The sequence below is a fragment of the Prochlorococcus sp. MIT 1304 genome (assembly GCF_047305015.1).
In the GTDB taxonomy this organism is placed as follows: domain Bacteria; phylum Cyanobacteriota; class Cyanobacteriia; order PCC-6307; family Cyanobiaceae; genus Prochlorococcus_A; species Prochlorococcus_A marinus_E.
In genome coordinates this window covers 350709-370499 of record NZ_CP138974.1, presented here as the reverse complement: position 1 = coordinate 370499, position 19791 = coordinate 350709, and the positions used below count along the sequence as shown (strand labels likewise).

Below are 19791 nucleotides of genomic sequence, written 5' to 3'. Positions count from 1 at the left end.
CTAATATAATATTTTCATTAAATGGAAAAATCAGCTCTGATAGATAGTGATGTAAATTATGACTGGAATTTTTTAAATTACCCAATACATACTATTTCTGCCAAGCCTGAGCAAACATCAAAAGAATGTGCAATTTTATTAATTCATGGTTTCGGTGCCTCTACGGATCATTGGAGATTCAATATCCCTATTTTGAGTAGCAAATATGAAGTTCATGCGATGGATCTTCTTGGATTTGGAAAAAGTCCTAAGCCCCAAGATGTTGAATACTCAGGATCTTTATGGAAAGATCAGGTTGTTGCTTATGTACAAGAGAAAATAAAAAAACCTACAATTGTCGTTGGAAATTCATTAGGTGGTTATGCAGCATTAGCAGCTGGTGCAGAATTAAATGATCTAAATGCAGGGGTGATATTACTGAATGCTGCAGGATATTTTAGTGAAGAAAAAACTATCAAAAAGAATATGTTGCAAACTTCAATTGAAACAGTTGCTGGCATATTTTTGAAAAATATTGTTCTTCAACGTTTGATTTTTGAGAATATGAGAAATCCAAAAAATATAAAAAAAACTTTAAATCAAGTGTATGTTGATAAAAAAAATGTTGATGATTTTTTAGTTGAGTCAATAAGGAAGCCTTCATTAGATTTCGGAGCTTTTAATGTTTTTAGGAGTGTATTTAACCCATCAGGTCCTCAGGGGTTGCCGTTGGATAAGCTATTCGCAAAACTAAATGCACCATTATTACTTCTTTGGGGAGGGAAAGATCCCTGGATGAACACTCCAAAAAAAAGAAATCTATATAAAAAATTTACACCAAAGAATACAAAAGAAATTATTCTTGACGCAGGACATTGCCCTCATGATGAGATACCTGAATTAGTTAATCAGCATATTTTAGATTGGGTTGATTCTCTTTAAGCAATAATCGTGAAACTTGAATTATCAAATAATGACCAAGGAATTTTTGTCTTTCAATTAGATAAAAATAATTACATTAAATTTTGTCCTAAAAGAGGAGGAGTTATTACAAATTGGGTTTCGGATGGTAATGAAATACTTTATTTCGATGAAACAAGATTTATGGACAAGACAAAAAGTATTAGGGGAGGCATTCCAATCTTGTTTCCAATTTGTGGAAATCTCAATACCTCTAGTTCAATTTTTGGAAATGGTTATTTGCAATTACCACAACATGGTTTCGCCAGGGATTTGCAATGGCAATACTCCTTCAATGAAAATGAAAAATTTTTATGCTTATTCTTAAATGAATCTAAACAAACCAAAAAATATTATCCTTTCGATTTCGAACTAAAAATTAAAGTTACCTTAAAAATTAACTTTTTAGAATTTGAAATTACAATCCATAACAAAACAGATTTTGCTATGCCTATAAATTTTGGTTTGCATCCTTATTTTAATGTTTCAGATTTCAAAAATTTAGAGTTTGTTGATAATCCACTTAATTGTCAGGATCAAGAAAGAAATACTATAAGCAATACTTTGGATGAATTAAAAAAAATTAATTTAGGAGTTGATCTACTTATGTATACTTCGGGTAGAAGCTCTTTTCGAGATAAGATTTTTAAAAGAGAGGTAACTTTAAACCATCCATATCCTTTTGATTTAGGCGTTGTTTGGAGTGATCCTCCAAGAAGAATGATATGTCTGGAACCTTGGACTAGTCCTCGAAATTCTTTTGTTGATGGATTTAGAAACATTATGATTCCTTCAAATGATAGTAAGAGGTTCAATGCTTCAATACAAATAAAATCTCTTAAGTAGTTTTGAAATACTTATGAAATTTGTCGTTATAGATGATGATCCCACAGGTTCTCAAACTGTTCACGATTGCTTATTACTGCTTAAGTGGGACTGCTCAACTTTAGTCGAAGGTTTTGAATCTAAATCTAATTTATTTTTTATTTTGACTAACACAAGGTCACTATCGGAAAATGATGCGAAATTAACAATAGAGGAAATTTGCAAAAATCTTAAGACTGTAATTACTTCTCAAGCCTATGAAGAAGAAATTATTTTTATAAGTAGAGGAGACTCTACTCTTAGAGGACATAACTTTTTAGAGCCAATTGCTCTAAATAGTTGCTTAGGTCCTTTTGATGCTACTTTTCATATTCCAGCCTTTATAGAGGGTAAAAGATTCACAATTAATGGATCTCATTTTGTTGATAAAACTCCTATTAGTCAAACAATTTTTGCAAAAGATAAAATTTTTGGATATGAGACAAGTAATGTCAAGAATCTTTTATTTCAGCAGAGTAAATCGCAAATAAATTTTGACGATATACAAAATCTTTTATTGTCAGATATCGAAATGCTAAATGATGAAGAAAATAATATTGTTTTTAAAACACTAAAGAACTTGAAGAATAATAAACATGTAGTTGTAGATGTAGAAAATTATTCTCAACTAAAAAAATTTTCTAAAGTAATTAAAAAATTAATTAAAGAAAAAAGATTCCTTTTTCGAACTGCAGCAAGTTTTATAAGTTCAATTTCTGAGAAAAAAAGTGTCTCTAAGAGTGAAATATTTTTCTCCAATTTAAGAATAAGAAATAAAGAAAAGAGTTTCCTTCCAGGACTGATAATTGTTGGATCTTATGTAGAACTTACAACAATACAATTGAATAATTTATTAGATATAAGTAATTGCAATCCAGTTGAATTAGATGTTTTTGAATTCTTTGAAATTACTTCATCAGATAATAATCAGAAGCGAAGGAATTTGTTTAAAAATAAATTTTTGAAAGAAATTAGATTTTCTTTTGAGAAAGGGAAAACTCCTGTTTTGTTTACTTCAAGAAAATTTATGTCTTTAGATGCTTCTGAACTATTTAATTTTTATAATTTACTTGCTTGTTTTATTGCTGAATTAGTCGCGGATGTGAAGTATGAAATAGGATATTTGATTTCAAAAGGTGGAATAACAACAAATTTGATTCTTAGTAAAGGACTTAATGCAGATTATGTTTATCTTAGAGGCCAGATTTTAAAAGGCATTTCAGTGGTGACCTACAATCTAAAAAATGGCGAAAAACTTCCAATTGTTACTCATCCTGGAAACATTGGCACTAAAGATTCACTGGTTAATATTTGGAAAGTTTTTGAAAATAAAAATAATTTTTAAAATTAGAAATTTGAGATAATTTCTTCAGCAAAACTGCTGCAGGATAAGGGCTCTACTTTTGGTTCCATTAAGCGTGCTAGATCATAGGTGACTTTTTTTTGCTCTATTGCCTTACTTAAACCATTAGTAATTAAGTTAGCTGCCTCATCCCAACCAAAATATTCAAGCATCATTACACCACTAAGAATCACTGAGCCTGGATTAATCTTATTTAAACCTGCATGTTTTGGCGCAGTACCGTGCGTAGCTTCGAAAATTGCTGCATTATCTCCAATATTTGCACCAGGAGCCATACCTAGGCCACCAACAATTGCTGCAGCTGCATCAGAAACATAGTCTCCATTGAGATTTAAGGTTGCAAGAATTGAATATTCTTGAGGTCTAGTTTGAATTTGTTGAAATATACTATCAGCTATCCGATCATCAACAAGAATAAGTTCTTTCCATTTTCCATCTCCGTGAGAATTTGATATTGATGCAATAACTTCTTTAATTTCTTCGCAAATGAATGCTTTTTTATTATTTGTAAGCTTGTCAAAACCCGGTTCAATTTTTCGAGCATTATTTTCAATTGTAATTTCTGGATTTTTCTGAATATTATCTAAAATCCAGCTTTCTCTTTCTGTAATGCAATCTTCTCTAAATTCATTTACTGCTAATTCATATCCCCAATCTCTAAATGCACCTTCTGTATATTTCATAATATTCCCTTTATGTACAAGAGTCACATGCCTTTTATCTCCTGATAATCTTTTGGCATGTTCAATAGCTTTTCTAATATGCCTTTGGCTACCAGATTTACTCACTGGTTTTATTCCAATACCTGATCCGTCGGGTATAGATCTATTTTTTAAATTTTTACTTTTTGGTATTACAACGTTATTTAAGTGATTAATTAATTCAAGACAATTATTATCCTCCGCTTCCCATTCAATTCCCATGTAGATATCCTCAGTATTTTCTCTATAAACAATAACGTCTAAATTTTGAGGATTTTTGTGAGGGCTTGGAGTTCCTGAATAATATTTACATGGCCTAACACAGCTATATAAATCAAATATTTGCCTTAATGCAACATTAAGAGATCTAATACCTCCTCCGATGGGAGTCGTTAAAGGCCCTTTGATGGCTACACCAAAGTGTTTGATTGCTTCAATAGTATCTTGAGGGAGATAGTTATATGTTCCATAAAGTTCACAAGCTTCATCGCCTGCATAGACTTTAAACCAATTAATTTTTCTTTCATCTTTGTAGCTTTTTTTAATAGCTGAATCAAGAACGATTTGAGTTGCAGGCCAAATATCAACTCCAGTACCATCACCCCGAATAAATGGGACAATTGGATTATTAGGAACATTAGGTTTGCCTTGATTAAAAGTTATTATTTCGCCTTCATTAGGTAAAGTTAATTTTTCAAATTTTGGCATAGCATTGAATTAATAAAAGATAACTCATTGAAGTTCCTCGTATTGTAATTTGCGATGAGTTATTTTCATTAAAACCTAGAAATTTATTATTCAAATGTGAATAGAGAATAGTTTATTGATCAGCATTTCAACATCTTTATTAAAAGAAAAAGTAGTTAATAAGCAAGTTACAGCAAATTATGTCATTTTCAAAAAAATAGTCAGCTACTTATGAATGCGAGTTCAAATGTAAGTAATGTTGAAATAGCTAATAAAATTGCTTCCACTGCAGCTTTGTTTCGGAAATATTTTCCAGATGCAAGCGTAAACTTTAGTCCCTGGGACAATTCAAATAATGAATCTATGCAAGATAGTATTGATTTTGCGTTTCATTTCCCTGGTTGGAGTCCTCTCATTGAATGTAGAGCAATACTCTTACAATTAAGAATTGAAAATGATAATAATGGCAGAGTTCCGAAATTGTTGGGAATAATAATGCGAGGAATGATTGTTCCCTCCGAGAGATGGAGAGTGGCTACTATTGGTGATTGGGAAATGACTGGTACTCATCTACCGCAAAAGGAACAAAAAGATAACCTTTTTTTGGTTTGTAAAGAACTTTATAAGCTATTCTCTACAACATCCGCTGGTAACAAAAATTAGCTGTTTTATGTATTTTCCTTGTAGATTAAATACACTTACAAAAATAATTCAAAATATATGGCAGTTGCTCTTGCAGGACAATTAAGAGAAGGGACAAAAAAATCCCATACTATGGCAGAAAATACTGGCTTTGTGGCTTGTTTTTTAAAAGGAGTTGTTGAAAAAAAATCTTATAGAAAATTAATTAGCGATTTATATTTTGTTTATGAAGCTATGGAAGAAGAAATTGAAAGACTGGTCAATGAGGAACATCCCGTAATAAAACCTATAGGTTTTAAATCATTATTCAGGAAAGAAACTCTTGTAAATGATCTTAAATTTTATTTTGGTGAAAACTGGAAGAATGAAATTAATATTTCTCACTCAGCAAAAGAATATGTTGAAAGAATCCGAGAGGTCGCAAAAAATTCACCAGAGCTCTTAGTTGGTCATCACTATACTCGCTATATAGGAGATTTATCTGGGGGGCAAATCTTGAAAAGGATCGCTAAAAAAGCATTAAATTTGCAGGGAAATGATGGTTTAAATTTTTATGAGTTTGAATTAATTGCTGATGAAAAGAAATTCAAGGAAGAATATTCCCTTACTTTGAATCAACTTCCAATAAATCAAAAGACGGCTGATCAAATTATTGATGAAGCTAATCAAGCTTTTACTTACAATATGAAAATGTTTAAGGAGCTTGAAGGTAACTTGATTGCTGTTTTAGGCAAAATTGTATTTAATTACATTACAAAAAAAGTTAGGAAAGGAAGTACCGAGACCTAAAATTTATGTTTGATTCATTAGTTGATTTCCTTAAAACCAATATTGATGAATTAAATGGACATGAAGTACAAATATCTGGTGAATTTAAAGAACATCATAATGAAGACTCAAAATATATTATTAAAAATTGGCTTTTTTCATCTTCCGAATATAGAAAGTGGCGTATAACAAGATTAGATGGTGGCAAAAAACTGCAAGTGTTTAATACGGTCGCATATCCTAATTTTAATAGTGAAATGCCTATTTTAGGAGCTGATATTTTATGGTTTGGAAATTCTCAAAAGTTATTAGCAATACTTGATTATCAACCTTTAATTCAAGAAAACAAATATCTTGAAAAATATTGTTCAAGTTTAGGTAGTATTAAGAAAAAATATTCTGCATTTGATAATAATAAAATGAAGAATATATATGATTCAAAAAAGTATTTTTCCCCATGGGTGATTATATGTAGAGGAAATAAATTAAATCTTGATAGAGATTTAAATAATATATTCCATTCATTTGTAAAAAATTATTTGAACATTAATAAATCGAATCCTGTTAATCAATTTTTAAATGCAGAAGAAATAAAGATTAATCAAATTAAATATGATAAGTATAGTTTTGAAAAAGACCCTGCAGATAAATTGTTTAAATCTTTTTTTGGAGAAAAATGGACAAAAAAATTTATCAATAAATTTCTTTTTACATTAAATAATGAGATTATTCATTGAATGTTAATACAAGATACTATTTTTTACAGGCCAGATTGGAGATGGCATAATTTTTTAAAATATTTAACAAATAATTTAAGTAAATATAACTGTTTAGAAAAAAAAATACCCTCGGAATATTCTTATAAAGATTCAACTTATGGTTCAAAAAAATTAAAAAAAAATGTGAATCTATCTACTTGGGGTGTAACGCATAAAAAAAGAATTCAATTCGCAAGGGCAGTTTGTATAAATAGTCCTAATTACTCTGTTCTAAATTTTTTAATTATTCCTAATACTATTTATAACGTCCCTTTTTTTGGAGTAGATTTTGTTTCTCTTCCTAATAGTCATTTATTAGTGTTAGATTTTCAGCCTTCATTAAAAATACAAAAACAATACAATAATGAGTTACTAGAAAAACTCATAAAACTTAAAAATCATTGTCATTCATCACTGCCACTAGCTGAAAAAATGTCTGCGGATGTAGCTAGATTTTTTTCTCCAGGCGTAATATGGTCAAAATTACCAAAAGAAGAAAGAAGTGATTTTTTAATTACTAATCAACTTTATACCTCATTTAAGGAATATCTTGATTTGTATTTGGAAATTCTTTTCGAAAGCAAAGAAGTAAATCTTGAACTGCAAAAAGAATTAATAAACGGTCAAAATGAATATTTGAATTATAGAAGAGATAACGATCCAGCAAGGCCAATGTTGTCGAGTTTGTTTGGTAAAGAATTTACTGAATCTTTAATTGAAGAAGTTTTATTTACTACTTAAAAGTCTTATAATTTACTGGAATTTGAAATCATATGAATAAAATTTCCGTTCTTTTTGTATGTTTGGGAAATATTTGTAGGTCTCCAGCAGCAGAAGCTATTTTTATAAGTCTACTCGAAAAGAAGGAATTAACAGATGGCTTTATTGTAGATTCTGCTGGAACTGGGAGTTGGCATATTGGAAAAAAAGCTGACTCTAGGATGAGAATTGCGGCTGAAAGAAGAGATATAAATATCCTAAGCAGGGCTCGTCAAATTACTATCGAAGATTTTGACAAATTTAACTATATTCTTGCGATGGACGATTCAAATTTTAGAAATATTCAAAATCTTAAAAATAGCACAGCTTCAACTGGCTTTGCATCAATCAAAAAAATACAAGATTTTAGATCTGTTTTTAATGAACAAGAAGTTCCTGACCCATATTTTGGAGGTGATGAGGGCTTCGATTATGTTCTTGATATTTTAGAAGACTCTGTAACCGGTTTTTTGGGAAGTATTTCTTGAATTTATTTGATCTCAGTCTCTTTAGGAATCCTATCATTATAAAGGTCAATAATTTTATCCACTACCTCATCAATTGTATATCCGTCCGTAATAATTTCTATTGCGTCATTCGCCTTTATTAGAGGAGAAATTTCCCTATTGGAATCTTCAAAATCTCTTTTCTTTATAAGTTCTTTTAACGTATAAAGGTCTATTTCTTGTGAGTCTTTACTATTTTTATCATATTTTCTTCTTTTTGCTCTTTCATCGATGCTAGCAGTTAAAAATATTTTAAGTTCTGCATGAGGAAAAACAGTAGTTCCTATATCTCTTCCCTCAGCTACAAGTCCGCCTGATTCTCCAATTTTTCTTTGTTCGGCTACTAAAAATTTTCTTACTTCTTTTATTGAGGAAATTTTAGAAACGATGGAACTTATCTTTTGCGACCTAATTTCTTTAGTAACACAGTAGTTATTAACATAAACATCCTGATGTGAATTTGTATTCGACTTGAAAAATATAGATATATCTTTAAGAATATTCTGCAATTTTTTTTCTATTTTATAATCAACACTTTCTTTTATTATAAGCCAACTCAATGCCCTATACATTGCGCCAGTATCTAAATATAAGAGATTAAGTTTCTTCGCTATTAACTTTGTTACAGTACTTTTACCTGAACCTGCAGGACCATCAATTGCAATAATAGGCCTTCTTTTCATTAAAAAAACGTGATCAATTAATCTTGTCTCCCCACATCTTATCGCACCAGCCAATAACGAAATATTATCCTCAGGTCTTGCTTTTTGGAGTGTATGAGGGTGTAAATGTTCTAAATATTCAACTGAAATTTTTTTTGCTGATAACTTCTTAATTATTTGGTTTAAATTGATCTTTTTATCTTGTTGAAAAATTTTTTTTGCTTCTAATAACTCACTTGAAAAAAAACTAATCAATTTTCTTTCGTTTTTTGATAAATGTACATTACGTGAACTTAGAGGAATTCCATCAAAATCTCTTTGTGTAGGTATGGATCTAATAGCAACATTTAAATTTTTTCTAAGGACTAGATTTTTTAAAATTAAAAGTTGTTGCCAATCTTTTTCTCCTAAGTAAAGATTTTTTGGCTTTATGAGATTAAGTAATCTATAAACTACTGTACAAACGCCATCAAAATGTCCAATTCGATTTAATCCACATAATGCAGAAGATAGTTCTTTTGGAGCTTTTAGGAATTTAATATTTTTATTATTCGGTGGATATATATCTTCATAACTTGGTATGAAGATAGCATCTGCGCCATTTGAAAAGGAGATTTTTATATCATTATCAATTGTTTGAGGGTAATTCTCTAAATCTAACTTGTTATCAAATTGAAGTGGATTAATAAAAATACTTACTAAATTAACATTGGAATTGTCATTTTTTGCTGTTGATATTAGTTTAATATGACCATCATGAAGATTACCCATTGTTGGAATGAAGTTAATTTCACTATTTATATTTCTCCTCCAATTTTCTATTTCTTCAGTTTTCCTTATGATTACTTTCTTCACTTTGTTTTTAAAAAATAAATCTATTTGATAAATAATTACTGGACAAAAGTAATCTTAGGAGGAATATCTATATAGGTAAAGTCTATCATTTTTATTTCATGGATTACAAAACATCAGGTGTTGATATAGAAGCTGGGCGAGAATTTGTTTCCGAAATTAAACAGGCAGTTGAAGCAACTCATACATCTAATGTGATTGAGGGTATTGGCGGGTTCGGAGGTTTGTTTAGAATTCCTATCGATAGTTTTAAAAAACCAGTTCTTGTTTCAGGGACTGATGGTGTTGGAACAAAATTAGAATTAGCTCAAAGTAAAAACTTTCACTTTGAGGTTGGCATTGATTTAGTTGCTATGTGCATGAACGATATTATTACTAGTGGTGCAAGACCTTTATTTTTTCTAGATTATATTGCTACAGGTAAGCTTGATAAGAAACAATTATTGAGGGTTGTTCAGGGAATTTCACATGGATGCGGAGAAAATAACTGTTCATTACTTGGCGGAGAAACTGCTGAAATGCCTGGATTTTATTCAAAAAATAAGTATGATCTTGCAGGATTTTGTGTTGGAATAGTTGATGAGGATAAGCTTATTAATGGTAAAAAAGTCTCTGAAAATGACTTAATAATTGCTTTAAAAAGTAATGGAGTTCATAGTAACGGCTTTAGTTTAGTAAGAAAAATTATTCAAAACAATAATCAAATAGATAAAGAATTTGAAAAAGTTTCTCACTTAAATTTTTATGATGAGTTATTAAAACCTACAAAAATTTACAATAATGTGATTAACCAAATGTTATCTGAAGATATTGAAATTAAAGCAATGTCTCATATAACTGGAGGAGGAATTCCAGAAAATTTACCAAGATGTATTCCTTCTGATTTTATTCCTTATATCAATACCAGTTCTTGGCAAATACCTACTTTATTTAAATTCTTAAAAGAGAAAGGATCTATTCCTGAAAGAGATTTTTGGAATACTTTTAATCTTGGAGTTGGATTTTGTTTAATTATTGATAAACAATTTAAGGACGCGATATTAAGTATCTGCAAAGATTATGGTATAGATAGTTGGGAAATTGGAAAGATAGTTCGAAAAAATGATTCAACAATTAGTAAATTTTTACCAGAAATTTTAACTTAAATTTTTTTATCTTTTTTAAATGAGTTTTAAAAAATTATTTTTTATACCCAAATGAAAAAGTTGGGTGTAATATAATAAAATTACAGCCGAATTATATCGGAAGTTTAAGTATTAAGATTTAATCTTTATTCAATGCCATTTGCAAATAATCAAAGAATTACTCGTAGACGTAGTTCAGCTGGTCCTACACCTCCAAAAAGACCAATAGGTAATAATTCTGAATCAATTGGTAGACAGGCTCAAGGCCCAAGGCCAACTTTCTTAACACTAAGGGATCATGGGAAAGTTTTTGTTGCTGATTTACCTAATTTGTCCGATGGTCAATTAGCGCATATTAGTAAAGAAGCTAATGAAGTTTTAAATAGTTTGGAAAAAAGACTTAGCGATCTCGAAAATGAACCTAATGTTAGCAATCCGGAAAACGATACCTTGATAAAAGCTTCTACCAAAAGAGATGTCACACTGAGGTTTATTAAATCAATAGAAGAAGAACAAGAACATAGAAAGAATAATCCTGCTTTAAGAGATGCTGCATCTGAATCGTTACCTAGAACTTTTCTTGAGGTTGCAAGACATAGATTGCCTGGAGCAACTTTTGATTCACTACTTCGAGAGGCTCTTGAAGCTTGTGCTGTGGATGAAAGTACTGAAGAAAATCAAGTTATTGATGAGCCTAAAGAAACTGTAAAAATTATGGATATACCTTCCTCCAACACTAATGCTTCACTTGTTGTTAGTATCGATTCAAGTGATGATTCCAAGAATGACTCTATTTGATTCAACACAAGAGTTAATAAGTATTAAAGGCCAAAATAATTCAAAAATTAACCTTACTTCAGAGAAGGACCCCATTTTATGTAATCATTGCAAAAGAACTGCATCAAATGGTGTTAGATGTTTAGGAATGTGTGTAGCAGATAATGATTACTAAAATAATTCAAATTCTTATATTAATAATCTTATGAAAATAATTAATAAATCAATTAAATTTTATTTATTAATGGATATCGGGTATTATTTAAAAAAAATAAAGAAAAGATTATTTTTCTATATATCAATAAGTAATTGAAAGTTTATACCCTTTATTTGAAATTGAAGTTCTTAGAAAACTTCATAATTCAATGCGTAAAAAAATTAAATAAGGCGGCACCCAGATTCGAACTGGGGATAAAGGATTTGCAATCCTCTGCCTTACCACTTGGCCATGCCGCCGAAAAAGATTCGATTGAGTCTTTTTATGATCTTAACAGTAAGGTGTCTCATTCTCTATTATTCATATGCAATGGTCATGGAGAAGATGTAATCGCATCGGAAATAATAAAAAGATTACTAAAAATTAAAAATAAAAATATTGAAGTTTTACCGTTAGTAGGAAATGGAGATGTATTTAATTCCATAAAATCAAAAAATTTTCGTAAAATAGGATATTTAAAAGAGCTGCCTAGTGGAGGTTTTAGTAATCAAAGTTTGAAGGGATTTGTGCTTGATTTGTTTGCAGGATTTTTAATCGATAATTTAAGAAATTTTCTACTTGTAAAACAGAAGTCAAAACATAACTGCCAAATTATTGCAGTAGGCGATTTCTTACCGTTACTCTACGCTTGGAGTTCAGAATGCGACTTTAGTTTCATTGGAACTCCCAAAAGTGATCATACTTGGAGTAGTGGGCCAGGTTGGGATTTAAGCGATTTTTATCATAAGTTGAAAGGTTCTGAATGGGATCCATGGGAAATGTTTTTAATGAAATCTCCAAGATGTAAAAATTTAATTATGAGAGATAAAATTACAGCCAGTAATTTGTATAAAAAAAATATTGATGCAAAATACTTGGGTAATCCAATGATGGATTTTGTTAACGTAGCAAACGATAAGATATCAAATATTATTTCTTTTAAAAGGATTATTTTATTAATTGGAAGTAGATACCCTGAAGCTCTCAAAAATCTTGATAATTTTCTAAATTGTTTGCAAGATTTTGATTTATCAAAGGATTTGTTAATACTTTTGCCTTTGAGCATTAATGCGAATGTGATTCAAATTCAAAATTATTTAAATAAATATGGTTTTAAAAAACAAAGTAAAGTTAAATTTCTTATTGAAGAAGATTCAGTATGGAAGAAGAAAGATAAATATGTAGTAATTGGAAAAGGTAAATTCAATTCATGGGCTAATATGGCAGAAGTTGGCTTGTCTAATGCAGGAACTGCTACAGAGCAAATTGCTGGCCTTGGAATTCCATCTCTTTCTCTACCGGGACCTGGACCACAATTTACAAAATCATTTGCAAAAAGGCAATCAAGATTATTGGGAGGTAGTGTTCTAGTTTGCAAGAACAAAAAAATTCTTTTAAAACGTTTAAGTTTACTTTTGAAAGGAAAAGTTGATAGGTTAGAACAAGCAAAAATTGGAAAAAAAAGAATGGGGGAACCCGGAGCAAGTAAGAAAATCGTAGATGCCATAAACCTTCATTTGTTATCTTAGTAAATGGCACAAACTTATTTATTATTAATTCTTTTATGTATTCAATAAATGATCGGCAATATCTAAAAATTTGTGCAGAGATTGCAAAACTTATGAGTATAAGCTTATCTTCTGCAAAAAAGAAAGTAGAAATTCAAATTGCAAAAGAAGGCTCGAAAACTATTCAAGAAAAAATACAAGTTGCGCAAAATGTTTTAAAAATTTGTGAAAAAAATGATGGAGATAAATTAAGTTCTTCAAGAATACTTGATAAGCTTATGGAAACTCTTGATGGTGAAGATAATTTTTTAACTGAAGATTGATTCTTAATGTTCAAATATATTTGAGAATTTTAGTATGTCTAAATCAGCATGTACAGAAACTGTTTCGAAACATTTTTGAGCTAATTCATATCTATCCTCTCTTTCTAGGATAACTTTTAATTTATGCATAGCTTCAATTAAATATCTAACATCATTTGCTGCATAATCTAATTGATCTTTTGTTAAATCTTCGTTGCTACCCCAATCACTACTTTGCGAGCTTTTGTCTAGTTCTATGCCTAACAATTCATTAATTAAATCCTTTAAACCGTGTTTATTTGTATAAGTTCTTGCCAACTTACTAGCAATTTTTGTACAAAAAATATTTTTTGTATTAATTTCAAGATTGCATTTTAGAGCTGCTACATCAAATCTCGCGTAGTGAAATATTTTAGTAATTTTTTCATCTTCAAGAAGTTTTTTTAAATGAGGTGAAGAAGATGTATTAAGTTCGATTTTTATACACGATGTTCTTTTAAATTCATTGCATATTTGTACTAAACAGAGTCTATCTCTTCCATGAATTAAACCCATTGCTTCAGTATCAATAGCTAGGTAGGATGATTTTTTATAAAGATTGTATAAATCTACTGTTAAATCGCTATAAAGAAGATCAATATTTTTATTTTCAATGGTCATTGTTAATAAGTATTTAAAGAAATTTAAAATTTAGAATATTACTTAAGATTTTATTTAATTAAGAAATTTTGTCTAATAGGAATATTTTACAGAATAATTCAAAAAAATTATAATATGATGTAACTTTAATTTTTATTCTCGAGTTACTAGAAAAATTATTTAATGTCATATTCCTTAAATTCAACATTATTGCTGACAATTCTCTTGGCTATAGGATTATTTTTTTTTCTTAGGGCTTCCAGTAAAGATAGAACAACCATAGTTGAGATTTCATCTTCTCAGCAGCCAATTAAAGTTTTAAATGGCTTATGTGAATGGCTTAATTTGAGGGGATGGAAGCAAACAGGAGGAGATTTTGAACAAAGAATTTTAACATTCAAGGGTCAAGTTGTTTCTAGTAAATTTTTAGCAATTTTTTTAGGTTTTCTTGGCGGTTTTGGTTCATGTGCTTTGGGATTAGTAATTATTCAAATATATCCTGAATTGGGTTGGTGGCCTATTCTTTTGGGATTGATTGGTGGACCTTTATCTGGAATTGTTTATTTTAAAAAATCAGCAAGAGAGGAGAAATTTGAATTAAGGTTGATCAACGAAAATGAAAATGATTCAACTTTTATGAGACTTAGAGCCCATAGGGATGAATTAATCTCTTTAGAAAATGAACTCGGAGAAAAACTTCAATTGAAAAGTGACGGCTCTTTATTTAAAACACCTATTTAGATACTTTAAAAGTTTATACGATAATTTTTAATCAAAAATATTATTCTCTATACAGAATTTCTCTAACTCTTTATCGTTTAACCAATCTTGGGGTTTTGTAAATATTGATGTAAGAAATTCCTCTCGAGAATTCTTTCTAGCTTTATATCCATATTCCCATCTAGCTAAAGGCGGTAAGGACATTAATATAGATTCAGTTCTGCCATTTGTTTGCAGTCCAAAAATTGTCCCTCTATCCCAAACTAAATTGAATTCAACATATCTACCTCTTCGATATAGCTGGAATTCTCTTTCCTTCGATGAATATGCTTGAGAAGCTCTTTTTTCAATAATAGGCAAATATGAAGGGAGGAATGCCTGCCCACAGTTTTCCGCTAATGAAAATAAATCATCCCAATTTAAATTAGATCTGCCAATATTTTGTGAAGCTTTTGATGCTTCTCCTTTTTGATTATTTCCTCTATAAATATTGCCTGAACCATCTTGATAATCATAAAAAATACCTCCTATGCCTCTAGATTCATTTCTATGCTTCAAGAAGAAATATTCATCACACCATGGTTTGAAAACTTTATGCAAATCTTGATCAACTTTCTCACAAGCTTTTTTATGTTCATTATGAAAATTCCTTACATCAGAAAGATAAGGATAAAAAGGGGTTAAATCTGCACCTCCCCCAAACCACCAAACAGGACCAGCTTCGAAATATCGATAATTCAGATGCACTGTAGGAATGTAGGGATTCTTAGGATGCAAAACCATAGAAGTTCCTGTGGCAAACCATTCATGACCTTTTGCTTCGGGTCTTTGAGAGATTATAGATTGAGGTAATTCTTTTCCCTGTACTTCCGAGAAGTTAACACCTGCTTGCTCAAAAATAGAACCATTTTTCAATACTCTTGATCTTCCACCGCCACCTTCGTCTCTTAGCCAGGATTCCTCTGTAAATTTCCCTTTGCCATCTACATTTTCAAGGCCTGAACAAATTTTGTCTTGTAGAGTTAATAAGAGATTTTTAGTTTTTTCTCTCGAGTTTTTAGGAGGTTCTTTCAACATGTATTTAGTAAATCTTGAAGAAAAAATTTTTTTTGGTTAATTATAAGTTTCTCTTTATAATTTCTCTTAGGGGGTCCTTATTGCCTATTATTTGATAGTTCGACATAGTTCTTAATCTTTTAAACAGTCGACTACCTTGTCAAAATATTTAAAAATTTAATGACCACAATAGAAGATGCGAATTTTGCTTTGCAAAAAGTTCTAGATGCAGGATCAAAGAAAAATGTAATTGAATTAGCTTGGATTAAAAATGTAAGAGTAACTATACCGAGAGTAATAGTAACATTATCATTACCATCGTTTGCAAATTCCCAGAGAGATAGAATTGTTCAAGAGGTTAGAGGCGTTTTACTGGATTTTGAAGATATTGATGATGTTCAAATAGAAGTAGATAATAATCCTTCCAAAACAGAATCTCAAAATCAAAGTAATGCTCCTGAGTTGCAGAAGATTGATGGAATTCGCCATATCATAGCTGTTAGCAGTGGTAAAGGTGGAGTTGGGAAAAGTACCATTGCAGTTAATCTCGCTTGTTCTCTGGCTAAATTAGGCTTGAAAACTGGTTTGCTGGATGCCGATATATATGGACCTAATACTCCCTCAATGATGGGAGTTGCCGAACAGAATCCAAAGGTTACTGAAGGAAGTGGCAGTGATCAAAGGTTAATACCAATAAATAAATATGGAATTTCACTTGTGTCAATGGGTTTCCTCATAGAAGAAGGCCAGCCTGTTATATGGAGAGGACCAATGCTTAATAGTATTATCAGACAATTTTTGTACCAAGTTGAATGGAATAATCTTGATTTTTTGGTTATTGATTTGCCTCCGGGAACAGGAGACGCTCAAATATCTCTTACTCAATCTGTGCCTATTTCTGGAGCTATAGTTGTCACTACTCCTCAACAAGTATCTTTGCAAGATGCAAGGAGGGGATTAGCAATGTTTAAACAACTCGGAGTACCTTTACTAGGAATTGTAGAAAATATGTCAGTATTTATTCCGCCAGATATGCCAGGTAAAAAATATGAAATCTTTGGCAAAGGTGGAGGACAAACATTAGCTAAAGAAAATGACTTACCATTATTAGCTCAAATTCCTATTGAAATCCCTCTCGTTGATGATAGTAATAAAGGTGTACCAATCTCAATAAGCCAGCCGAATAAAGAAAGCTCTTTAGTATTTGGTAATTTAGCTCAATTAATTAAGAACCAATTTGTTAATACTTATTGATGTTTAAGAGAATTTCTTTATTAAATAACAGAGGATTTTTACAAAAAAAAGACAACTTTAATAGAGGTTTTTTATTTTCTCCACTACTTATTGTTCCCCTGTTTTTAGTTATTATTTCGGGTTTTTTGATAAAAAGTATTCAGGGTGATTTTTTAGTATCGAACTATCTAGCTCATATCTTAACTGGTTTTTTAGGTTATTTCTTAGCATTTTTTATTTCTTATATACCGTTAGAGAGACTTAGAAAGTATGTAGTTCCATTTTATTTTTGTACTCTAATATCCTTATTACTTATTTATTTTTTTGGGATTTCAGTTTCTGGAGCTCAAAGATGGCTAAACTTGGGCATCTTTTCTTTTCAGCCTTCAGAGGTAGCTAAACTTAGTAGTGTATTAACTCTTGCTTTAGTACTCGACAAAAAAATAATCCAAACAATAAGAGATTTAGTATTGCCCTTATTAGTAGTTGTTATTCCTTGGTTATTAATTTTCTTTCAACCGGACTTAGGTACCTCTTTAGTTTTAATTGTTTTGACAGGTGTCATGCTCTATTGGTCTCAAATGCCCATAGAGTGGATTTTGATATTAGTGTTTTGTATTATCACATCAATACTATATCTAACCTTACCAAATCTTCTTATTTTCTGGATTCCAGCTATAGGATATCTTGCTTATAGATCTTCAAAAAAGAAAATTATTTCTTCTGCTCTCGCTATTTCGTTCCATTTATTAGTGGCAAAATTTACACCAATTTTGTGGCAATATGGCTTAAAAGAATATCAAAAAGATAGATTAGTTTTATTTTTAGATCCAAGTAGAGATCCATTAGGTGGAGGATATCATTTGATACAGAGTAAAATTGCAATTGGTTCTGGAGGATTATTTGGGACTGGTTTACTACAAGGTAAGCTGACTAATTTGCAATTTATACCTGAACAACATACTGATTTTATATTCAGTGCTTTAGGGGAAGAATTAGGTTTTGTGGGGTGCGTTATAGTTTTATTTTTGTTCTTTTTTTTAATTAAAAAACTCATTAATACTGCAACAATTGCTAGGACTAACTATGAATCTCTAATTGTTATTGGAATAGCCTCAACTTTTTTATTTCAAATAATCATTAATGTATTTATGACTATTGGATTAGGACCAGTTACTGGAATTCCCCTTCCTTTTATGAGCTATGGTCGAACCTCATTGGTGACTAATTTTATATCTATTGGATTTGCTTTATCTATATTGAAACGTTCTAGATCACTAAGAAGTTGATGAAATCACAAATAACTATAAAAAAACTTCAAGACCTTTTGATTAAAGGAGTCCAGACTATATATGTAGAGGATGATATATCCAGAAGAATGTGGTGGGCTTCTTTAGAAGTTATTCAAAAAGATTTTCTATCTCAGAATTATAAAGATGGGGGGATTTGGGTCGCCTCGCCTTTGCCAGCTTTTAATGAAAAAAAATTCTTAAATCAACTTCATGGATGGCTTTGGTCTCCTGAGGGGTTTCCATACTTTCAAAATGAGAATGCAGGTTTTTTACCAGTCAATAATTCAGATAAGATAAAAAAAGATTTCGATTTAGTTAGTAATTATAAAGTTTTAAATCTTAGTCAAGAAGATGGTTATGAACCTTTTTTGATGATAATCACCCCAAATTTTCAATGCATATTGTCAATTGTGGGAGAAAAGGATAAGAAAAGTTTATTAATGAAGTGTGATGAAGAAAGTCTAAAACTTTCAATTGAATTAATGCATGAAAAATTAAATCAAGAAAATTATGAGGAAGGAGTAAAATTTCGTAATGCAATCAATAATTTAGGAAACCTTAATATAAATAATCAATTTGAAAAATTATTTTGGCCAATATTATCGGCAAAATTGGCAAACATAGGGCCAAATCATAATATTCAGAATTCTGTAAAAAATGATGAAAAAAATGTTCAAATAACTGAAGCAAAATTATTACGCGCCATATCTCATGAAGTAAGAACGCCCTTAGCAACAATAAGAACCCTCATAAGTTCTACTTTAAAAAAATATAAGATGGATGAATCAATGAAAAATCGTTTAATTCAAATAGATAATGAATGTAATGAGCAAATTGATAGGTTTGGTTTAATCTTCAATGCAGCAGAATTAGTGAGTAATGAAGTTCCGTCACTAAATAACCTGGCAAAAATTAATTTAGCCGAAATTTTTAACAAGCTTTCTCCATTATGGAATAAACAATTAAACAGACGAGGGATTTCTTTAAAGATTGATATTCCTAATCAACTTCCGCAAATTTTGAGTGATTCTGAAAAATTGGAATTAATGTTAAGTGGATTAATTGATAAAAATACTAGAGGATTAAAAGAAGGCAGTACATTAATTTTAGAATTAAGACCAGCTGGTCAAAAACTTAAACTTCAATTAAAAGTACAGAAATTAGAAAGTAATCAAAAAGAAATTCTTAAAAAAGATAATGGTTCTGACATTGGTCCTGTTTTAAATTGGAACCCTCAAACAGGTAGTTTACAACTTAGTCAAAATGCTACTCAAAAGTTGTTAGCTAGTTTAGGAGGGCATGTCACAAAAAGGCGTGACACAGGTTTGACAGTATTTTTCCCGATTTCAGATTCAAAATAAATGAGAAATAAATTTGCCATATATTAAATAATGTAGAAAATTCCCTGTAAATTTTGAATTTTGCAAAATATGAATGCTAATT

Annotated in this window: 21 protein-coding genes and 1 tRNA gene; 17 read left to right on the top strand and 5 right to left on the bottom strand. The window is 30.2% G+C overall.

What is annotated here, in order from left to right:
• Nucleotides 1–21: 21 nt before the first annotated feature.
• Genes SIB45_RS02135 through SIB45_RS02125 form a run of 3 tightly spaced genes read left to right on the top strand, consistent with a single transcriptional unit; the run spans nucleotide 22 to nucleotide 3148 of the window.
• Nucleotides 22–921, top strand: a complete 900-nt coding sequence (locus tag SIB45_RS02135; RefSeq protein WP_011863702.1) for an alpha/beta fold hydrolase — start codon at nucleotides 22–24, stop codon at nucleotides 919–921.
• A gap of 9 nt (nucleotides 922–930) precedes the next feature.
• A complete protein-coding gene (locus SIB45_RS02130) occupies nucleotides 931–1785 on the top strand; it encodes a galactose mutarotase (RefSeq protein WP_011863701.1) in 855 nt (284 codons plus the stop codon).
• A 13-nt stretch (nucleotides 1786–1798) separates the two neighbouring features.
• On the top strand, nucleotides 1799–3148 hold the full coding sequence (locus SIB45_RS02125) for a four-carbon acid sugar kinase family protein (protein ID WP_413682139.1): 1350 nt from the start codon (nucleotides 1799–1801) through the stop codon (nucleotides 3146–3148).
• 2 nt (nucleotides 3149–3150) lie between these two features.
• Here the strand turns inward: SIB45_RS02125 and SIB45_RS02120 are convergent, their stop codons facing one another.
• Nucleotides 3151–4575 carry an NADP-dependent isocitrate dehydrogenase gene (locus SIB45_RS02120; RefSeq protein ID WP_011863699.1) on the bottom strand — a complete coding sequence of 475 codons (1425 nt, stop codon included), beginning with the start codon at nucleotides 4573–4575 and terminating at the stop codon, nucleotides 3151–3153.
• A 210-nt stretch (nucleotides 4576–4785) separates the two neighbouring features.
• Here SIB45_RS02120 and SIB45_RS02115 point away from each other — a divergent pair, with 210 nt between their 5' ends.
• The 5 genes from SIB45_RS02115 to SIB45_RS02095 are packed head-to-tail and all read left to right on the top strand — an operon-like array spanning nucleotide 4786 to nucleotide 7969.
• The gene (locus tag SIB45_RS02115) at nucleotides 4786–5217 is read left to right on the top strand and encodes a hypothetical protein (protein ID WP_011863698.1); all 432 of its coding nucleotides are present in this window, start codon (nucleotides 4786–4788) and stop codon (nucleotides 5215–5217) included.
• 57 nt (nucleotides 5218–5274) lie between these two features.
• Complete coding sequence (locus tag SIB45_RS02110) at nucleotides 5275–5985, top strand: heme oxygenase (biliverdin-producing) (protein ID WP_011863697.1); 711 nt, start codon at nucleotides 5275–5277, stop codon at nucleotides 5983–5985.
• Between the two features lie 5 nt (nucleotides 5986–5990).
• Complete coding sequence (locus tag SIB45_RS02105; RefSeq protein WP_011863696.1) at nucleotides 5991–6701, top strand: 15,16-dihydrobiliverdin:ferredoxin oxidoreductase; 711 nt, start codon at nucleotides 5991–5993, stop codon at nucleotides 6699–6701.
• Nucleotides 6702–7463, top strand: a complete 762-nt coding sequence (locus tag SIB45_RS02100) for a phycoerythrobilin:ferredoxin oxidoreductase (RefSeq protein WP_011863695.1) — start codon at nucleotides 6702–6704, stop codon at nucleotides 7461–7463.
• A gap of 32 nt (nucleotides 7464–7495) precedes the next feature.
• Complete coding sequence (locus SIB45_RS02095) at nucleotides 7496–7969, top strand: low molecular weight protein-tyrosine-phosphatase (RefSeq protein ID WP_011863694.1); 474 nt, start codon at nucleotides 7496–7498, stop codon at nucleotides 7967–7969.
• A gap of 2 nt (nucleotides 7970–7971) precedes the next feature.
• Here the strand turns inward: SIB45_RS02095 and SIB45_RS02090 are convergent, their stop codons facing one another.
• Nucleotides 7972–9504 (bottom strand): bifunctional pantoate--beta-alanine ligase/(d)CMP kinase, encoded by a 1533-nt coding sequence (locus SIB45_RS02090; protein ID WP_011863693.1) that lies wholly within the window; start codon nucleotides 9502–9504, stop codon nucleotides 7972–7974.
• Nucleotides 9505–9602: 98 nt separating this feature from the next.
• Here SIB45_RS02090 and purM point away from each other — a divergent pair, with 98 nt between their 5' ends.
• The 3 genes from purM to SIB45_RS02075 all read left to right on the top strand — a co-directional run bounded on the left by purM (nucleotide 9603) and on the right by SIB45_RS02075 (nucleotide 11577).
• Complete coding sequence (gene purM / locus SIB45_RS02085) at nucleotides 9603–10646, top strand: phosphoribosylformylglycinamidine cyclo-ligase (protein ID WP_011863692.1); 1044 nt, start codon at nucleotides 9603–9605, stop codon at nucleotides 10644–10646.
• Between the two features lie 132 nt (nucleotides 10647–10778).
• Complete coding sequence (locus SIB45_RS02080) at nucleotides 10779–11423, top strand: hypothetical protein (RefSeq protein ID WP_011863691.1); 645 nt, start codon at nucleotides 10779–10781, stop codon at nucleotides 11421–11423.
• Nucleotides 11410–11577 (top strand): hypothetical protein, encoded by a 168-nt coding sequence (locus SIB45_RS02075; protein ID WP_187146060.1) that lies wholly within the window; start codon nucleotides 11410–11412, stop codon nucleotides 11575–11577. The genes SIB45_RS02080 and SIB45_RS02075 overlap by 14 nt, the downstream gene beginning before the upstream one ends.
• A gap of 210 nt (nucleotides 11578–11787) precedes the next feature.
• On the opposite strand, the gene SIB45_RS02070 is transcribed toward SIB45_RS02075, so the two are convergent.
• A tRNA-Cys gene (locus SIB45_RS02070) sits at nucleotides 11788–11858 on the bottom strand.
• A gap of 42 nt (nucleotides 11859–11900) precedes the next feature.
• Here SIB45_RS02070 and SIB45_RS02065 point away from each other — a divergent pair.
• Both SIB45_RS02065 and SIB45_RS02060 read left to right on the top strand, forming a co-directional pair.
• Nucleotides 11901–13127, top strand: coding sequence for a lipid-A-disaccharide synthase-related protein (locus SIB45_RS02065; RefSeq protein WP_144038822.1), 1227 nt, complete (start codon nucleotides 11901–11903; stop codon nucleotides 13125–13127).
• Between the two features lie 35 nt (nucleotides 13128–13162).
• Nucleotides 13163–13429: a hypothetical protein gene (locus tag SIB45_RS02060; protein ID WP_011863688.1), complete on the top strand. Its 267-nt coding sequence runs from the start codon at nucleotides 13163–13165 to the stop codon at nucleotides 13427–13429.
• Nucleotides 13430–13432: 3 nt separating this feature from the next.
• Here SIB45_RS02060 and SIB45_RS02055 read toward each other — a convergent pair whose 3' ends face one another.
• Nucleotides 13433–14068, bottom strand: coding sequence for a ribonuclease D (locus SIB45_RS02055; protein ID WP_011863687.1), 636 nt, complete (start codon nucleotides 14066–14068; stop codon nucleotides 13433–13435).
• A gap of 162 nt (nucleotides 14069–14230) precedes the next feature.
• On the opposite strand from SIB45_RS02055, the gene SIB45_RS02050 reads away from it, so the two are divergent.
• Nucleotides 14231–14788: a cofactor assembly of complex C subunit B gene (locus SIB45_RS02050; protein ID WP_011863685.1), complete on the top strand. Its 558-nt coding sequence runs from the start codon at nucleotides 14231–14233 to the stop codon at nucleotides 14786–14788.
• A gap of 27 nt (nucleotides 14789–14815) precedes the next feature.
• On the opposite strand, the gene hemF is transcribed toward SIB45_RS02050, so the two are convergent.
• The gene (hemF, locus tag SIB45_RS02045; RefSeq protein ID WP_011863684.1) at nucleotides 14816–15844 is read right to left on the bottom strand and encodes an oxygen-dependent coproporphyrinogen oxidase; all 1029 of its coding nucleotides are present in this window, start codon (nucleotides 15842–15844) and stop codon (nucleotides 14816–14818) included.
• A gap of 159 nt (nucleotides 15845–16003) precedes the next feature.
• Between hemF and SIB45_RS02040 the strand changes: the two genes are divergently transcribed.
• The 3 genes from SIB45_RS02040 to SIB45_RS02030 are packed head-to-tail and all read left to right on the top strand — an operon-like array spanning nucleotide 16004 to nucleotide 19709.
• Nucleotides 16004–17077, top strand: coding sequence for an Mrp/NBP35 family ATP-binding protein (locus SIB45_RS02040; protein ID WP_011863683.1), 1074 nt, complete (start codon nucleotides 16004–16006; stop codon nucleotides 17075–17077).
• Nucleotides 17077–18345 carry a rod shape-determining protein RodA gene (gene rodA / locus SIB45_RS02035; RefSeq protein ID WP_011863682.1) on the top strand — a complete coding sequence of 423 codons (1269 nt, stop codon included), beginning with the start codon at nucleotides 17077–17079 and terminating at the stop codon, nucleotides 18343–18345. The genes SIB45_RS02040 and rodA overlap by 1 nt, the downstream gene beginning before the upstream one ends.
• Entirely contained in the window at nucleotides 18345–19709 is a 1365-nt protein-coding gene (locus SIB45_RS02030) for a sensor histidine kinase (RefSeq protein WP_011863681.1), read from the top strand. The genes rodA and SIB45_RS02030 overlap by 1 nt, the downstream gene beginning before the upstream one ends.
• Nucleotides 19710–19791: the final 82 nt, after the last annotated feature.

Bases quoted from the DNA above. Each gene is read 5' to 3' on its own strand.
- SIB45_RS02135 (WP_011863702.1), top strand. From the start codon at position 22: ATGGAAAAATCAGCTCTGATAGATAGTGATGTAAATTATGACTGGAAT.
- SIB45_RS02125 (WP_413682139.1), top strand. From the start codon at position 1,799: ATGAAATTTGTCGTTATAGATGATGATCCCACAGGTTCTCAAACTGTT.
- SIB45_RS02120 (WP_011863699.1), bottom strand. From the start codon at position 4,575: ATGCCAAAATTTGAAAAATTAACTTTACCTAATGAAGGCGAAATAATA.
- SIB45_RS02115 (WP_011863698.1), top strand. From the start codon at position 4,786: ATGAATGCGAGTTCAAATGTAAGTAATGTTGAAATAGCTAATAAAATT.
- SIB45_RS02110 (WP_011863697.1), top strand. From the start codon at position 5,275: ATGGCAGTTGCTCTTGCAGGACAATTAAGAGAAGGGACAAAAAAATCC.
- SIB45_RS02105 (WP_011863696.1), top strand. From the start codon at position 5,991: ATGTTTGATTCATTAGTTGATTTCCTTAAAACCAATATTGATGAATTA.
- SIB45_RS02100 (WP_011863695.1), top strand. From the start codon at position 6,702: ATGTTAATACAAGATACTATTTTTTACAGGCCAGATTGGAGATGGCAT.
- SIB45_RS02095 (WP_011863694.1), top strand. From the start codon at position 7,496: ATGAATAAAATTTCCGTTCTTTTTGTATGTTTGGGAAATATTTGTAGG.
- purM (WP_011863692.1), top strand. From the start codon at position 9,603: ATGGATTACAAAACATCAGGTGTTGATATAGAAGCTGGGCGAGAATTT.
- SIB45_RS02080 (WP_011863691.1), top strand. From the start codon at position 10,779: ATGCCATTTGCAAATAATCAAAGAATTACTCGTAGACGTAGTTCAGCT.
- SIB45_RS02075 (WP_187146060.1), top strand. From the start codon at position 11,410: ATGACTCTATTTGATTCAACACAAGAGTTAATAAGTATTAAAGGCCAA.
- SIB45_RS02060 (WP_011863688.1), top strand. From the start codon at position 13,163: ATGTATTCAATAAATGATCGGCAATATCTAAAAATTTGTGCAGAGATT.
- SIB45_RS02055 (WP_011863687.1), bottom strand. From the start codon at position 14,068: ATGACCATTGAAAATAAAAATATTGATCTTCTTTATAGCGATTTAACA.
- SIB45_RS02050 (WP_011863685.1), top strand. From the start codon at position 14,231: ATGTCATATTCCTTAAATTCAACATTATTGCTGACAATTCTCTTGGCT.
- hemF (WP_011863684.1), bottom strand. From the start codon at position 15,844: ATGTTGAAAGAACCTCCTAAAAACTCGAGAGAAAAAACTAAAAATCTC.
- SIB45_RS02040 (WP_011863683.1), top strand. From the start codon at position 16,004: ATGACCACAATAGAAGATGCGAATTTTGCTTTGCAAAAAGTTCTAGAT.
- rodA (WP_011863682.1), top strand. From the start codon at position 17,077: ATGTTTAAGAGAATTTCTTTATTAAATAACAGAGGATTTTTACAAAAA.
- SIB45_RS02030 (WP_011863681.1), top strand. From the start codon at position 18,345: ATGAAATCACAAATAACTATAAAAAAACTTCAAGACCTTTTGATTAAA.